Origin of the sequence: Sphingosinicella sp. BN140058 (genome assembly GCF_004135585.1) — a bacterium.
Lineage (GTDB): Bacteria > Pseudomonadota > Alphaproteobacteria > Sphingomonadales > Sphingomonadaceae > Allosphingosinicella.
This window is the reverse complement of the sequence record NZ_CP035501.1, coordinates 5,413,791-5,428,588: the sequence shown is the minus strand read 5'-3', so window position 1 is coordinate 5,428,588 and position 14,798 is coordinate 5,413,791. Positions and strand designations below refer to the sequence as shown.

The window sequence follows — 14,798 nt, the reverse complement described above, 5'->3', positions numbered from 1 at the left end:
GATCGGCCGTCTTCACACAAGGGACGGTCCGAAGCGGATTTGGACGAAAGGCTGTACTATGGCGACGGTAGAAAAGATGCCGATGCTGGCTGAGGGCTATGAGAAGCTCCAGAAAGAGGTTCGGCACCTGAAAACCGTGGAACGTCCGTCGATCATCGATGCGATCGAAGAGGCGCGCGGCCATGGCGACCTCTCCGAAAACGCCGAATATCACGCCGCGAAGGAACGCCAGGGCCAGGTCGAGGCGCAGATCGCCGACATCGAGGATCGGCTCAGCCGCGCGATGGTGATCGATCCGACGACTTTGTCGGGCGACAAGGTCGTCTTCGGCGCCACCGTCCATCTGCTCGACGAGAACGACAAGCCGGTGAAGTACCAGATCGTCGGCCAGACCGAGGCGGATGCCCGGGTCGGACGCATCTCCTACAATTCGCCGCTCGGACGGGCGCTGATCGGGCGTAATGTCGGCGACGAAGTCGAGGTGTCGACGCCGTCGGGCGACAAATATTATGCGATCGAGAAGATCGAGTTCATCTAAGCACGTGCGACCGCCTGCCGATTGGAAACGCGCGAGGGTAACGCTCGCGCTCGCGGGGGTGACCGCCGCCGCATGGCTGCTTATCTCGGCCGCCAACCTCACCGACCAGGCGGCGGTCTGGGGCGGCTTCATCCCGGCCCGTGCGTCCGGGCTGGTGCAGGACGCCGGGCTCGCGCCCGTTTTCCTGACCCCGCTGACGGCGACCTTCGTTCATGCGAACTTCGTCCACATCGCCTTCAACCTGCTGATGCTGCTCTTCTGCGGCCGCGCGATCGAACCGATCGTCGGCAGCATGCCGGTGGCCGTGCTTTACCTCGTCGGCGCCTATGCGGCGGCCGGGGCCCAATGGCTGGCGGACCCGTCGGGAACGGCGCCGATGGTCGGCGCCAGCGGCGCGATCTCGGCGCTGCTCGGCGGCTATTCGATGTTCTTCGGCCGCCACCGAGTGAAGATCGCCAACAACAATCTCGCGGTATTGGTCAACGCGCTCTGGCTCGCGGCGGCCTGGATCGGGCTGCAATTGCTGATCGGCCTCACCGCCCAAGGCTCCGCAATCGCGGTCGCCGCCCATATCGGCGGCTTCCTTGCCGGCCTGATCCTGGCCCGGCCATTGCTGATGCTGCGCTGGCGCAAGGCCTGAGGGCCTCCGCACGTTTGAAACAATAATGCCGGATACGCGCTGAGGCTGTGGAAGCCCGCTCTTCACTTCTCATGCGTCGAGCAGTTGAAAGGGAGGGCTTCGACAGGCTCAGCCCGAACGGTGGCTTGGGGAGTGATTCTCGAGCCTTCAGCAGCCTGTATAGGTACAGGAACACAATATCATCTCGGTATCTCCGACCGTGCGCTCCGTAGTGGCACCCCTGGGCTCTGCCGCGCTGGCGAAGCCTGAGAGGCCTTTCACTTTAAGCACAAGAAAACCGTTCGGGCTGAGCTTGTCGAAGCCCCTTCCTTCCTTTTCACGGCGGAACAAGGAGAAGGGAAGGGCTTCGACAAGCTCAGCCCGACCGGCGAATGAGTGTCTTGCGGGCTGAAGGACCGCGCTCAGGCGGTGCCGAGCTGCGGCTCGAGCAGGCGGTGGAGGTGCACCACCACATATTTCATCTCGGCATCGTCGACCGTGCGCTGCGCGTTGGCGCGCCAGGCGTCGAGCGCGGTTGCGTAATCGGGGAAGATGCCGACGACGTCGACCGTCGACATATCGAAATCGAGGCCCTGCGGGTCCTTGACCCGGCCTCCGAACACCAGATGCATTTTGCTCATGGGCTGTCCGATTAGCGGCCGCGCCCCGGAAAACAAGCGGTTCCGGGGCGCGTGCCGATCAATGATTGCTGCTGGTGACGGTTTCGGCGGCAGCACCTGCCGACGTCTTCACCGCGCCGACGGCGCGATCGGTGAACTCGCCGAGTCTGCGCTGCACGGAATCACGGGTGAGCCCGAGTTCGCCGATCTGTTCGCGCCCGGCATCCTTGGCGGCACTGACCGCCTGGCGGGCCGTGTCGTGGATCTTGCGGCCGGCCGGGGCGAGCAGCGCCTGTTCCCGCTTCGAGCGCGGCAGGATGGCACCGGCGACGATGCCGAGGGCGAGGCCGCCGACCACTGCGGCCATCGGATTGGCCTCGATGCCGCTGCCGGTTCGTTCGCCCGCGCTACGCGCCGTCTGGCGGACGCTGTCCAGTGCGGAGCCGGCCCGCTCGCGCGCCGACTCATAGGCGGCCGAGGTGCGCTCGCGGGTATTCTGATAGGCATCCGCCGCGCTCTGGCGGACTCCGGCGAGGCGGCCGCCGCCTTCGTTGCCGTCGTTTGCAGCGGTGCTGGTGTTGCTGTCGCGGATATCGCTCATGCGGTTACTCCTTCATCCGGTTTCCTGGCGACGACGGGCGTGGTCAGGTCATATTGGGGATTGTTGGTATCGAGCCTGGTGGTGACGAGGTCTTCCGGCGGCTTCTTCGCGAAAAGCCAGGAGACCGCCGATTTGATCGGGTTTCGGGCGAGAAAGAGCGTGACCGCGCCGAGCGCCGCAGAGACGGCAACCGGCCGCGCCTTGACCGCCTCCACGGCATCGTCGGCGATTTCGGTCGAGCGCTCCTTGACGCCTTCCCAGGCATTGGTTGCGATCGTGGTCGGGCTGAGGCGCTCCTGAAGGACGGCAATGTCGCCCATCAGCTTGCGCCGTGCGATCTCGGCCTCGCGCCGGGCACGGGTGATCTCCGCAACGCTCATGACAGATGCTCCCCGGCCGCGAGCGCCGCTTTCTCCTCGGCATCGCCGGACAGTGCCGCCAGCTTGCCGGCGCCGTAGCGGACCAGCAGGAAGCCGATAATGCCGACCACGACGAACAGGGCGATGCCGGCAAGCAGCGGCCCGATGTGGAGGGCCAGAGCCAGCATGATCGCCACGAACAGGGCGATCAGCGCCGCGTTCAGCAGGAAGAGCGCCGCGACCAGCGCGATGGCGCCGTTCCGCGCCTTGCCGGCGCGGTGGGCGGCAATCGACCGGTAGACCGCGATCTCCGCCCGTGCATAGGATTTCGCATCCTCGGCGACACGGCCGAAGAGCTCGCCGATCGAGCTTTCGTTCGTATCGCCTGCCCGAACGTCCAAGGTCAGGCTCCCGAGCCGGTGCCGCCGGCGGAGCCCTTGCCGCTCGAGCGGTTGCTGTCGCCGCCGGTTTCGAAGCCGGCCTTCACCACCCGAGCAAGGGCGAAGCCGACCACCGCGGCGACTCCGATCGCGACGCCCGGGCTCTTGCGGACCGCGTCAGTGACGGTGTCGTAGATCTCGTCGACCTCCTTGTTCCGGATCGTCTCGGCGAAGCCGGATACCGCATCGGAGGCCTTGCGCGCATATTCGCCATAATCGCCGCCGAGCCGCTCATCGATCGTGTCGGCGGTGTCGGCGAACACCCGCGAAAGCTCTTCGAGAGCGTCGGTGGCGCGGGTCTTGCCGGTGTCGGCGAATTCGCGAACGCGCCCCCCGGCCTGATCGCGAAGAGCGAAGGCCTGGCTCTTGAGCTGATCGACGACATTGCCGCCGGTGCCGTCGTTGCCATTGCCGCTGCCGGTTGCGGCATTGCCGCCGGCTGCGCCGCTGCCGGAGGCAACGAAGCCGCTGCTCGGCTGGGCACCGGCGGCGGTGCCGCTGCCGATCGTGCCGCCGCCGCCTTCGGTGCCGGACCCGCCGCCGGCGCTACCGGCGCCGGCGTCGCCATTCGTCTCCATGGCGCCGTTGATGATGTGATCGGTCCCTTCGGGGAGCTCGTTCTCGCGAGGAGGCATGATCCGTTTCTCCGTCTGCTTCTTGTGATCCGTTACGGGGCCAAACCGGCAAAGCGGCCCTCTCGTTCCGGCGCGGTGCGACGAAAGTTGCGTCGGAGGCGCCGCGCCGATAAGCGGCCATCACATTCCATATAGTTCATGACGAGGCCGTAACAATGACCGCCATCCTCGACGTCCACGCCCGCCAGATCCTCGACAGCCGCGGGAATCCCACCGTTGAGGTGGAGGTGATCCTGGAGGACGGCAGCAGCGGCCGTGCCGCGGTCCCGTCCGGCGCGTCGACCGGCGCCCACGAAGCGGTCGAGAAGCGCGACGGCGATTCGTCGCGCTACCTCGGCAAGGGCGTCACCCAGGCCGTGGAGGCGGTGCGCGGCGAGATCTCTGCCGCGGTGAGCGGTCTGGAGGCGGAGGATCAGAGCGAGATCGACGCGCTGCTGATCGAACTCGACGGCACCGAGAACAAGTCGCGGCTCGGCGCCAATGCGATCCTCGGCGTCAGCCTCGCCGTCGCGAAGGCGGCCGCCGATGCGCGTGGCCTGCCGCTCTATCGCTATGTCGGCGGTGTCTCGGCGCAGGTGCTACCGGTGCCGATGATGAACATCGTCAACGGCGGCGCCCATGCCGACAACCCGATCGACTTCCAGGAATTCATGGTGATGCCGGTCGGCGCGCCGACGCTCGAGGAAGCGGTGCGCTGCGGCGCCGAAATCTTCCACACCCTGAAGAAGCGCCTGCATGCCGCCGGGCTCGCAACCGCGGTCGGGGACGAAGGCGGCTTCGCACCCAATCTCGCCTCTGCCCGCGCGGCGCTCGACTTCATCATGGAATCGGTCGAGCAGGCCGGGTACAAGACCGGCGACGACGTCGTGCTCGCGCTCGATTGCGCCGCCACCGAATATTTCCGCGATGGCGCCTATCACCTGGAAGGCGAGGGCAGCGTCCTCTCGCCGGCGGAAATGGTCGATTATCTGGCGGCGCTCGCCCGCGATTATCCGATTCTCTCTATCGAGGACGGCATGGGCGAGGACGATCTCGACGGCTGGCAGCTGCTGACGGAGCGGCTCGGAACTTCGGTCCAGCTGGTCGGCGACGATCTGTTCGTGACCAACCCGAAGCGGCTGACCATGGGCATCGAACGCGGCCTCGCCAATTCGCTGCTGGTCAAGGTCAACCAGATCGGCACCCTTTCCGAAACGCTCGAGGCGGTGTCGACGGCGCAGCGCGCGCGCTACACGGCGGTGATGTCGCACCGCTCCGGCGAGACGGAGGACACGACCATCGCCGATCTCGCCGTCGCCACCAATTGCGGGCAGATCAAGACCGGCAGCCTCGCCCGTTCCGATCGGCTCGCCAAGTACAACCAGCTCATCCGCATCGAGGAAGAGCTGGGCACGACGGCGCGCTACGCCGGACGCGGCATCTTCGCCTCGCTGCGGCGCTGACGACCATCAGGGGGCCGGGCCAAGTCGCCCGGCCCTTGCCCGTCTCAGGATCGGGGCGAAAGGTCGGTATTTTCCCGTAAAGCTTCGCAAAAGACTTGATTTGCAGGTCTTTTCCTGATTCTGTCGAACGATGAAGTCTGTTGGAAGAAATACCGTCGACACGATCCGCCGCGCGGCTTTGCCGGCGCTCGCGATTTTGATCATCGCGAACTTCCTCGGCTATGCCGTGATCGGCGCCAACGGCATTTTGAGCTGGGGTGACTATCGCCGCCTGAAGCAGGAGCGGCAGGTCGAACTCGTCCAGCTCCAGGCCGAACATGCCCGGCTGACCCAGCGCGCGGCTTTGCTCGATCCGAAGAATGTCGATCCGGATCTCGCCGACGAGATGATCCGCGGCGAGCTTGGCCTCGTCCGTCCGGACGAAGTCATCATTCCGATCAAGGACTGAGCCGATCAGAGACTAAGCGCGCTCAACGATCGAGCGTCCACCCCGCGATCGGCTCGCCCCGGCGTGGTTTCGCGTGCCTTGCGGCCATGCCGTAGCGACAGGCTCCGGCACAAGTTGCGCACCGGCACGTTTGCCGCCATAGAGCCCGCACCCCAGACGGACCCCTAAGGACAGGATAGCTCCACAGTGGCCAAGGCAGCAACGCGCGCCAGCGAAGACACCGGTTCACCTCCACCGCCCACCCATAATCGCGAACGGCCACCCGAGCCGCAGCGCCATCAGGCGAACCGCGAGGAATTGCTCGAATATTATCGGCAGATGCTGCTCATCCGCCGCTTCGAGGAGCGGGCCGGGCAGCTCTACGGCCTCGGCCTGATCGGTGGCTTCTGCCACCTCTATATCGGCCAGGAAGCCGTGGCCGTCGGCCTCCAGTCGGCGATGGAGCCGGGCAAGGATTCGGTCATCACCGGCTATCGCGACCACGGGCACATGCTTGCCTATGGCATCGATCCCAAGGTGATCATGGCCGAGCTCACCGGCCGCGCCGCGGGCATTTCGCGCGGCAAGGGCGGTTCGATGCACATGTTCAGCGTCGAGCATAAGTTCTACGGCGGCCACGGCATCGTCGGCGCCCAGGTCAGCCTCGGCACCGGCCTTGCCTTCCAGCACAAATATTCCGGCGACGGCGGCGTCTGCCTTGCCTATTTCGGCGACGGCGCGGCCAATCAGGGCCAGGTCTACGAGAGCTTCAACATGGCGGAGCTCTGGAAGCTTCCGATCATCTACGTGATCGAGAACAATCAGTACGCCATGGGCACCAGCGTCAATCGGGCGTCGGCCGAGGACCAGCTCTATCGCCGCGGCGAAAGCTTCCGGATCCCGGGCCTGCAGGTCGACGGCATGGACGTGCTTGCGGTGCGCGGCGCCGCCACCACGGCGCTCGAATGGGTCCGCGCCGGCAAGGGCCCGATCCTGCTCGAGCTCAAGACCTATCGCTACCGTGGTCACTCGATGTCCGATCCCGCCAAATACCGGTCGCGCGAGGAAGTGCAGTCGGTGCGCGACAAGTCGGATCCGATCGAGGCGGTGAAGCGCGAGCTGGCGGCCGCAGGCGTCAGCGAGGACGAGCTCAAGAAGCTCGACGCCGACATCAAGAAGATCGTCACCGAAGCTGCCGATTTCGCCGAGCAGAGCCCCGAGCCGGATGCCGCCGAGCTCTACACCGATGTCCTGGTAGAGACCTACTGATGCCGATCGAACTCAAGATGCCCGCTCTCTCCCCCACGATGGAGGAGGGAACCCTCGCCAAGTGGCTGGTCAAGGAGGGCGACAGCGTCACCTCCGGCACCATCCTTGCCGAGATCGAGACCGACAAGGCGACGATGGAATTCGAAGCGATCGACGAAGGCATCGTCGCCAAGATCCTGGTCGCCGAGGGCACCGATGAAGTGAAGGTCGGCACCGTGATTGCCGTCCTTGCCGCCGAAGGCGAGGATGCCGCCGGCGTTGCCGGCGCGGCGCACGACGGTGGCGGCAGCGGTCAGGAGACCCAGATCGCCGCCTCTCCGGCGGAGGAAGCGCAGGCCCAGCAGGCGACCGTTCAGGCGCATGCCAAGCCGGGCAACGCACCGGCTAGCCTGCAGGTCGAGCCGGAAGTGCCCGAAGGCACCGAGATGGTCCGCCAGACGGTGCGCGAGGCGCTTCGCGACGCGATGGCCGAGGAGATGCGCTCCGACGACCGCGTGTTCGTGATGGGCGAGGAGGTCGCCGAATATCAGGGCGCCTACAAGGTCACACAGGGCCTGCTCGAGGAGTTCGGCGATCGCCGGGTGATCGACACGCCGATCACCGAATACGGCTTTGCCGGCGTCGGCACCGGTGCCGCGATGGGCGGGCTTCGCCCGATCATCGAGTTCATGACGTTCAACTTCGCCATGCAGGCGATCGATCACATCATCAACTCGGCCGCCAAGACCAACTACATGTCCGGCGGCCAGATGCGCTGCCCGATCGTGTTCCGCGGCCCCAATGGTGCCGCCTCCCGTGTCGGTGCCCAGCACAGCCAGAATTACGGGCCCTGGTATGCCAGCGTTCCCGGCCTGATCGTGATCGCGCCCTATACCGCGGCGGATGCCAAGGGCCTGCTCAAGGCGGCGATCCGCTCGCAGGATCCGGTCGTCTTCCTCGAGAACGAACTGCTCTACGGCCAGAGCTTCGACGTTCCCAAGCTCGACGATTACGTTCTGCCGATCGGCAAGGCGCGGATCGCGCGCGAGGGCAAGGACGTCACCCTGGTCAGCTACTCCATCGGCGTCGGAGTCGCACTCGATGCGGCAACCAAGCTCGCCGAGCAGGGGATCGAGGCCGAAGTCATCGATCTTCGTACCCTGCGGCCGCTCGACAAGGAGACGGTGCTGCGCTCGCTCGCCAAGACCAATCGCATGGTCTGCGTCGAGGAAGGCTGGCCGGTCTGCTCGATCTCGGCCGAATTGATGGCGACGGCCATGGAAGAAGGCTTCGACGATCTCGACGCCCCGGTGCTCCGGGTCACCAACGAAGACGTGCCGCTGCCTTATGCCGCCAATCTCGAGAAGATGGCGCTGATCGACATCGACCGCGTTGTCGAGGCCGCGAAGAAGGTTTGCTACCGCTGAGCCGAAGGGGAGGGGGCGTTTCGTCCCCTCCCTGCAGCCGGCCAGGAGCGCGCGATGGCAGATCTCGACCGCGACCGCATCCTGGCGCTGAGCTATGTTCCCGCCGCGCGCCGCGCTTCGGTCGAAGCGCTCTGGAAGCTTGATCTGGCGCTCGGCAATGCGCTTGCAGGCGGCCGCGAGCCCCTGATCAGCCAGATCAAGCTCGCCTGGTGGCGTGAATCCCTCGAGAAGCTCGACCGTGCCCGCGCGCCGGCAGAGCCCGGTCTTCAATCGGCCGAAACCTTGCTCCTGACCAACGGCGTCACCGGCGCTGAGCTCGCGGCGATGGAAGAAGGCTGGTCGGTCCTGCTGACGCCGGAGGTACTCGGCGAGGATCAGCTCGCCCTCTACGCCGCGGCGCGAGGGGGGCGGCTGTTCCGCTACACCGCGCGCCTGCTCGGGGCTACCGCCACTGCCGAGATGGAGAGCGTCGGCGAAGCCTGGGCCTTGGTTGATCTCGCGCGCCACAGTGCCAACCAGCCCGATGCCGAATCGGCAGTTGCGGCCGCCCGGCAGCGGCTGCATCGGCTGCGCTGGCCATCGCGGCTGCGTCCGCTCGGCATGCTCGGTGCGCTCGCGGCGCGGGACGCTGCTCCGGAGCGCCCCTCCTGGGAGGAGCAAGGCGCGCCGCGGCGCATGGTGCGCATGCTCAGGCATCGACTCACTGGCATCTGAACCCGTTTTGTTCTAAACACGGTCCGTCGTCCGAGGGGACGGGTGTGAAGCGTGCTCCAGCGGGAGAAGAGCGATGCTTCGTTATGCAACCGGTGCCGCGTCCGTCTTTCTGTTTCTGCTTGCCGGTTTCTTCCTGTGGAAGAGCCAGGCCGCGGCCGACAATCCTGTGCCCAAGGCACCGAAGGCGCTCGCCGCGTTGACGTCGGACCCGCCGCCCGCGGGAGAAGCCGACGACGGGCGGGCGACCGCGCCGCCCGCGGCAACCGAGAAGAGCAAGGAAGAGAAACGCTTCGCGCGGGCCGACAAGGACAAGGACGGCAAGATCACGCTCGAGGAGCTTTACCTTCCCCGGCGCAAGGCGTTCGCCAGGCTCGACACCAATGCCGACGGCCGGCTCGCCTTCGAGGAATGGTCGGCCTCCACGGCGGAGAAGTTTGCCGATGCCGACACGGACAAGTCCGCCGGCCTCAGCCCGCGCGAGTTCGAGACCACCAAGCCGAAGACGAAGCCCAAGCCGAAGATCTGCGCGTGCTGAGGGGCCGGATCATGCCGGAGGATCGGTTCCGTCCAGCCCGCGTGTGTCCGGGCGGAATTTGGCGTGGCGCGGCAGATCGTCCGACAGCGCGAACCAGCCGATGCGGCTGCCCCAGAAGATGTGGAATTCGGGCGCAATCCTGTCCGGGGCGTCGAGCGTGGCGACGCTGAAATCGACCGTCTCAGGCTGGTGCGCGACTTCCATGGTGAACGGCGTGCCGCATTCGCCGCAGAAACGCCGGAAGCCGAAGCTCGACGAGTCGAAGCGCTTCACCTTGTCGGCGCCCTGGGTGAAGATCAGATCCCCCGCCGGCACCGACGAGAAGACCATAGCCGGCGCGCCGGAGCTCAACTGGCAGGTCCGGCAGTGGCAATAACCGGTGTCGAAGGGCGGGCTCTTGAGCTGGTAGCGAACCGCTCCGCAAGCACAGCCGCCGGTCAGAAGGTCGTTCATGCCCAAGGGCTAAGCGGCGACCGCCAGCGCGTCAATTGACTTGCCATAGGGCCAACCCTACATCCCCAACAACGATTGCAAGGGGGGCGGCGAACCGGCCGCGTCTTGCGCGTGGCCCGCATTCAAGAAGATTAGGATCGCCCATGTTTGGCGGATTTGCCAAAGCCATTTTCGGATCGTCCAACGACCGCTACGTCCGCTCGCTTCGCAAGATCGTCGACCGCATCAACGGCTTCGAACCGACCGTTTCGGCGATGACCGACGACGAGCTGCGCGGCCAGACGGCGATCTTCCGCCAGCGCCTATCGGACGGCCAGGATCTGGACGACATTCTTCCGGAAGCGTTCGCCACCGTGCGAGAGGCCGGCAAGCGCGTGCTCGGCCAGCGCCACTATGACGTCCAGATGGTCGGCGGCATCGTTCTCCATCGCGGCGAGATCGCCGAGATGCGCACAGGCGAGGGCAAGACGCTGGTCGCGACGCTCGCCACCTATCTCAATGCGCTGGAAGGCAAGGGCGTTCACGTCGTCACCGTGAACGACTATCTCGCCCGCCGCGACGCGGACTGGATGGGCCAGGTCTATCGCTTCCTCGGCCTCACTGTGGGCGTGATCGTTCCCAATCTGTCCGATCAGCAGCGCCGGGCCGCCTACGCCGCAGACATCACCTACGGCACGAACAACGAGTTCGGCTTCGACTATCTGCGCGACAACATGAAATATGACCGCGCGGCGATGGTGCAGCGGCCGTTCAACTACGCGATCGTCGACGAGGTCGACTCGATCCTGATCGACGAAGCCCGCACGCCGCTGATCATTTCCGGCCCGACGGAAGACAAGTCGGAGCTCTACATGTCGGTCGATGCGGTCGTGAAGACGCTCGATCCGATCGATTACGAGGTCGACGAGAAGCAGCGTTCGGTGGTGCTGACCGAGGACGGCACCGAGAAGATCGAGCGCGTGCTCGAGGAAGCCGGCCTGCTGGTCGGCTCCAACCTCTACGATTACGAAAACACGCTCGTCGTCCACCACCTGAACCAGGCGCTTCGCGCGAACGTGATGTTCAAGCGCGACATCGATTACATCGTCAAGAACGGCAAGGTCATCATCATCGATGAGTTCACCGGCCGCATGATGGATGGCCGGCGCTGGTCCGAGGGTCTCCATCAGGCGGTGGAAGCCAAGGAAGGCGTCAACATCGAGCCCGAGAATCAAACGCTCGCCTCGATCACGTTCCAGAATTATTTCCGTCTCTATCCCAAGCTCGGCGGCATGACCGGTACCGCAGCGACCGAGGCGGCCGAATTCTACGACATCTACAAGATCAACGTCGTCACCATCCCGACCCATGTCCCGGTGCAGCGGATCGACGAGGACGACGAATTCTACAAGAACCAGAACGACAAGTTCGCCGCCATCGCCAAGGCGATCAAGGAGAAGCAGGAAATCGGCCAGCCGGTTCTGGTCGGCACCGTGTCGATCGAGAAATCGGAGCTCCTCGCCGAATTCCTGCAGCGCGAGGGCGTCCGCCACGAAGTGCTCAATGCCCGCTACCACGAGCAGGAAGCGCACATCGTCGCCCAGGCGGGACGCACCGGTGCGGTCACCATCGCCACCAACATGGCCGGCCGCGGCACCGACATTCAGCTCGGCGGCAACGTCGAGTTCCGAGTCAATGACGAGCTCTCCGACATGGAGGAAGGGCCGGAGCGCGATGCCGCGATCGAGCGTATCAAGCGCGAGATCCAGGAGGAGAAGGCGCGTGTGCTCGCCGCCGGCGGCCTGTTCGTGCTCGGCACCGAGCGCCACGAGAGCCGCCGCATCGACAATCAGCTGCGCGGTCGCTCCGGCCGTCAGGGCGATCCCGGCCTCAGCCGATTCTACCTGTCGCTCGACGACGATCTCCTGCGCATCTTCGGTCCGCAGACCATGTTCGCGCGCCTGATGAACAAGAATCTCGAGGACGGCGAAGCGATCGTTAGCCCCTGGATCTCCAAGGCGATCGAGACAGCGCAGAAGAAGGTCGAAGCGCGCAACTACGACATCCGCAAGCAGGTCGTTGAATATGACGACGTGATGAACGATCAGCGCAAGGTGATCTACGAGCAGCGTGCCGACATCATGGACGCCGACACGATCGGCGACGTCGTCGAGGACATGCGCGCCGAGACCGTCAACGCGATCGTCGGCGAGGCCTGCCCGCCCAACACCTATCCCGAGCAATGGGAGATCGCCCATCTCAAGACCCGCCTCAGCGAGGTGTTCGGTCTCGAGCCGCCGGTCGAACAGTGGATGCAGGAAGAGGCGGTCGATCCGGAGATCTTCGTCGAGCGCATCCAGGCGATGGCCGATGCCCAGATCGAGGAGAAGAAGGCGGCAATACCGCCGGAAAGCTTCATTCAGGTCGAAAAGTCGATTCTGCTGCAGTCGCTCGACCACCACTGGAAGGAGCATCTCGCGATGCTCGATGCGCTCCGCCAGGTCATCCACCTGCGTGCCTACGCGCAGAAGAAGCCGATCGACGAATATAAGCGTGAAGCCTTCCAGCAGTTCGAGCGCATGCTGATCGCGATCCGCGAGGACGTGACCCGCACGCTGGCGCTGGCCTCGATCACCATGCCCGAGCCGGAGCCCGAATATGCCGACCTGCCGGACTTCATCACCCATCACATCGATCCGCTGACCGGCGACGACGACACCGTCGACATCGATGCGTCGAGCGGCAACGTCCTCTCGCGCCTGCCGCCGCTCCAGATCGAGCGTCCCGAACTTCCGCAAGGCGTCGATCTCGCCGAGACGCCGGTCAGCCGCAATGCGCCATGCCCCTGCGGATCGGGCCAGAAGTACAAGCATTGCCACGGCCAGCTCGCCTGAGCTGACCCGGACGAAAAAGAGAAGGGCCGGTGCGGGATGTCCGCACCGGCCCTTTTTCGTTCAGGTCCGCCGATCGGGAGATCAGGCGACCTTGAACCCTTCCTTGTTCATCAGCGCGCTCAGCCGCGCATTCTGCTCGTCCGAGAGCAGCTTGCGGAATGCGGGGAACACCTCTTCCTCCTCCATGCGGATATGCTCTTCGATCATGGCGCGGAAATCGCGCACCCGGGCCAGCCATTCCGGGCTGTTCTTGGGCATGTTCTCGAGCTCGTAGAGGTAGGTCTTCACATAGCCGTGCTCGGCGGTCAGGGCATCGGCGTCGTGGGTGGAATTGGCCTGGCGGAGCGCCGGATAGACGACATTCTCTTCCTCGATGGCGTGCTTGGTCAGCGCATATTTGAGCTTCATCAACAGATGCGAGCGCATCATCGTCTGCTTGTCGTCCGTCGCCTCAATCTTGTCGAAGATCGCGAGGGTGAGGGCATGCTCGGTCTTGAGCGCGTCGAACCAGTCGCCGGTGGCGCCGCTGGTGAACTGCACGAACAATTTGCGCCCGACATTGGCGGCAATGCCGACCGCGGCACCGGCCATTGCTGCGCCGACGAGGACGCCGGTGTTGCCGCTGCCGAACCCGAACGCGGTCTGGCTCTCATTGCTGCTCTTGCCGCTCGAACGCGACTTGCTGCTGCCCTTGGTCTCTGACTTGGTTGCCATATGGCCCTCCTCGTAAATGTTGGCGCTGGAACCCGCAGGAGAGCGACTATGTTCCGGGAGGAGGGGTGCGCGCCGTTCTCCAGAGGAAGAAAGGCGGCCACCTTGGCCGAGAGCCCGCGGGGACGCGGACATGAAAAAGCCCCGGCGAACCGGGGCTTTCGGACCTCAACACCCTGGGGCCTGATGGCTCCGGCGGTAGGATTCGAACCTACGACCAAGAGATTAACAGTCTCCTGCGCTACCGCTGCGCTACGCCGGAATAACCAGACCCTCAGGGTGTGGCGGGCCTATGCCGCAACTTTTCGGACCTTGCAAGCGCCGGTTGTGCGGTTTTTTCAGACGGCGAATTGCTCCATCGTGATCCGCTCGTCGAGCGCATGATCCGGATCGAACAGCAGGGTGAGTTCCTGCTTGCGGTCGACGCACACCGTCACTCGCTCGATCTCGCGGACCTCGCGCTGGTCGGCCACGGCCGAAACCGGGCGCTTGGACGGGTCGATCGCCCGGAACACGATGCTGAACTCGTCCGGGATCAGCGCGCCATGCCAGCGCCGCGGCCGGAAGGGGCTGATCGGCGTCAGCGCAACCAGGTTCGAACCAAGCGGCAGGATCGGGCCCTGGGCGGAAAGGTTGTACGCCGTAGAGCCGGCCGGAGTGGCGACCAGAACGCCGTCGCAGACCAGCTGCGGCAGCACCACGCGGCCGTTGACCGTGATCTCGATCCAGGCGGTCTGGCGGGTCTCGCGGAGCAGGGACACTTCGTTGATCGCAGGATGATCGACGCGCTCGCCGCGGATCGTGATCGCCTCCATGCGGAGCGGCGCGACCTTGAACGGTTTCGCCTGGTTCACCCGCTCGCGCAGGCCCTCGATCCGCCACTCGTTCATCAGGAAACCGACGGTGCCGAGATTCATCCCGAAGACGGGGAGAATACGGCCGCTGCGCAACATCTCATGGAGCGCGTGGAGCAGGAAGCCGTCGCCGCCGAGCGCGATGACCTGCTCGGCCTCTTCGACGGACACGAAGCGGTAATGGCGCCGGAGCTCTGCCTCCGCTTCCTGTGCGGCCTCGGTGTCCGAGGCGAGAAGGGCGGTGGGTCTGTCCGCAGCGGCCATCATCGCAGCGTTGGTAGGCGGTGGGATCGCCGGCGGCA

17 protein-coding genes and 1 tRNA gene are annotated in these 14,798 nt (G+C 65.3%); 9 read left to right on the top strand and 9 right to left on the bottom strand.

The window, feature by feature from the left end; genetic code table 11:
• Positions 1-58 precede the first annotated feature (58 nt).
• A complete protein-coding gene (gene greA, locus ETR14_RS24650) occupies positions 59-538 on the top strand; it encodes a transcription elongation factor GreA (RefSeq protein WP_129390332.1) in 480 nt (159 codons plus the stop codon).
• Positions 539-596: 58 nt separating this feature from the next.
• Positions 597-1,178, top strand: coding sequence for a rhomboid family intramembrane serine protease (locus ETR14_RS24645; protein WP_243455675.1), 582 nt, complete (start codon positions 597-599; stop codon positions 1,176-1,178).
• 401 nt (positions 1,179-1,579) lie between these two features.
• Here ETR14_RS24645 and ETR14_RS24640 read toward each other — a convergent pair whose 3' ends face one another.
• The 5 genes from ETR14_RS24640 to ETR14_RS24620 are packed head-to-tail and all read right to left on the bottom strand — an operon-like array spanning position 1,580 to position 3,812.
• A complete protein-coding gene (locus tag ETR14_RS24640; protein WP_129390326.1) occupies positions 1,580-1,798 on the bottom strand; it encodes a DUF4170 domain-containing protein in 219 nt (72 codons plus the stop codon).
• Positions 1,799-1,856: 58 nt separating this feature from the next.
• Positions 1,857-2,378, bottom strand: coding sequence for a hypothetical protein (locus ETR14_RS24635; RefSeq protein WP_129390323.1), 522 nt, complete (start codon positions 2,376-2,378; stop codon positions 1,857-1,859).
• On the bottom strand, positions 2,375-2,758 hold the full coding sequence (locus ETR14_RS24630) for a hypothetical protein (protein ID WP_129390320.1): 384 nt from the start codon (positions 2,756-2,758) through the stop codon (positions 2,375-2,377). The genes ETR14_RS24635 and ETR14_RS24630 overlap by 4 nt, the downstream gene beginning before the upstream one ends.
• Complete coding sequence (locus ETR14_RS24625; protein ID WP_165356603.1) at positions 2,755-3,138, bottom strand: phage holin family protein; 384 nt, start codon at positions 3,136-3,138, stop codon at positions 2,755-2,757. The genes ETR14_RS24630 and ETR14_RS24625 overlap by 4 nt, the downstream gene beginning before the upstream one ends.
• A gap of 2 nt (positions 3,139-3,140) precedes the next feature.
• Positions 3,141-3,812: a hypothetical protein gene (locus ETR14_RS24620; protein ID WP_129390315.1), complete on the bottom strand. Its 672-nt coding sequence runs from the start codon at positions 3,810-3,812 to the stop codon at positions 3,141-3,143.
• 155 nt (positions 3,813-3,967) lie between these two features.
• On the opposite strand from ETR14_RS24620, the gene eno reads away from it, so the two are divergent.
• From eno to ETR14_RS24590, 6 genes are all read left to right on the top strand, one after another.
• Complete coding sequence (gene eno / locus ETR14_RS24615; protein WP_129390312.1) at positions 3,968-5,254, top strand: phosphopyruvate hydratase; 1,287 nt, start codon at positions 3,968-3,970, stop codon at positions 5,252-5,254.
• Positions 5,255-5,384: 130 nt separating this feature from the next.
• Complete coding sequence (locus tag ETR14_RS24610) at positions 5,385-5,702, top strand: septum formation initiator family protein (protein ID WP_129390309.1); 318 nt, start codon at positions 5,385-5,387, stop codon at positions 5,700-5,702.
• A 186-nt stretch (positions 5,703-5,888) separates the two neighbouring features.
• A complete protein-coding gene (gene pdhA / locus ETR14_RS24605; RefSeq protein WP_129390306.1) occupies positions 5,889-6,950 on the top strand; it encodes a pyruvate dehydrogenase (acetyl-transferring) E1 component subunit alpha in 1,062 nt (353 codons plus the stop codon).
• Positions 6,950-8,356 (top strand): pyruvate dehydrogenase complex E1 component subunit beta, encoded by a 1,407-nt coding sequence (locus tag ETR14_RS24600; RefSeq protein WP_129390303.1) that lies wholly within the window; start codon positions 6,950-6,952, stop codon positions 8,354-8,356. Before pdhA ends, ETR14_RS24600 begins: the two co-directional genes overlap by 1 nt.
• A 54-nt stretch (positions 8,357-8,410) precedes the next feature.
• Positions 8,411-9,070: a squalene/phytoene synthase family protein gene (locus ETR14_RS24595; protein ID WP_129390300.1), complete on the top strand. Its 660-nt coding sequence runs from the start codon at positions 8,411-8,413 to the stop codon at positions 9,068-9,070.
• Between the two features lie 73 nt (positions 9,071-9,143).
• Positions 9,144-9,605, top strand: a complete 462-nt coding sequence (locus ETR14_RS24590) for an EF-hand domain-containing protein (RefSeq protein ID WP_129390297.1) — start codon at positions 9,144-9,146, stop codon at positions 9,603-9,605.
• Positions 9,606-9,614: 9 nt separating this feature from the next.
• Here ETR14_RS24590 and ETR14_RS24585 read toward each other — a convergent pair whose 3' ends face one another.
• Positions 9,615-10,058, bottom strand: coding sequence for a GFA family protein (locus tag ETR14_RS24585; protein WP_129390295.1), 444 nt, complete (start codon positions 10,056-10,058; stop codon positions 9,615-9,617).
• 143 nt (positions 10,059-10,201) lie between these two features.
• Here ETR14_RS24585 and secA point away from each other — a divergent pair, with 143 nt between their 5' ends.
• Positions 10,202-12,931: a preprotein translocase subunit SecA gene (secA, locus tag ETR14_RS24580; RefSeq protein ID WP_129390292.1), complete on the top strand. Its 2,730-nt coding sequence runs from the start codon at positions 10,202-10,204 to the stop codon at positions 12,929-12,931.
• An 81-nt stretch (positions 12,932-13,012) separates the two neighbouring features.
• On the opposite strand, the gene ETR14_RS24575 is transcribed toward secA, so the two are convergent.
• The 3 genes from ETR14_RS24575 to ETR14_RS24565 all read right to left on the bottom strand — a co-directional run bounded on the left by ETR14_RS24575 (position 13,013) and on the right by ETR14_RS24565 (position 14,763).
• Positions 13,013-13,645: a hemerythrin domain-containing protein gene (locus ETR14_RS24575; RefSeq protein ID WP_129390289.1), complete on the bottom strand. Its 633-nt coding sequence runs from the start codon at positions 13,643-13,645 to the stop codon at positions 13,013-13,015.
• A 184-nt stretch (positions 13,646-13,829) separates the two neighbouring features.
• Positions 13,830-13,904: transfer RNA gene (locus ETR14_RS24570), tRNA-Asn, on the bottom strand.
• 76 nt (positions 13,905-13,980) lie between these two features.
• The gene (locus ETR14_RS24565; RefSeq protein ID WP_371416732.1) at positions 13,981-14,763 is read right to left on the bottom strand and encodes an NAD kinase; all 783 of its coding nucleotides are present in this window, start codon (positions 14,761-14,763) and stop codon (positions 13,981-13,983) included.
• Positions 14,764-14,798: the final 35 nt, after the last annotated feature.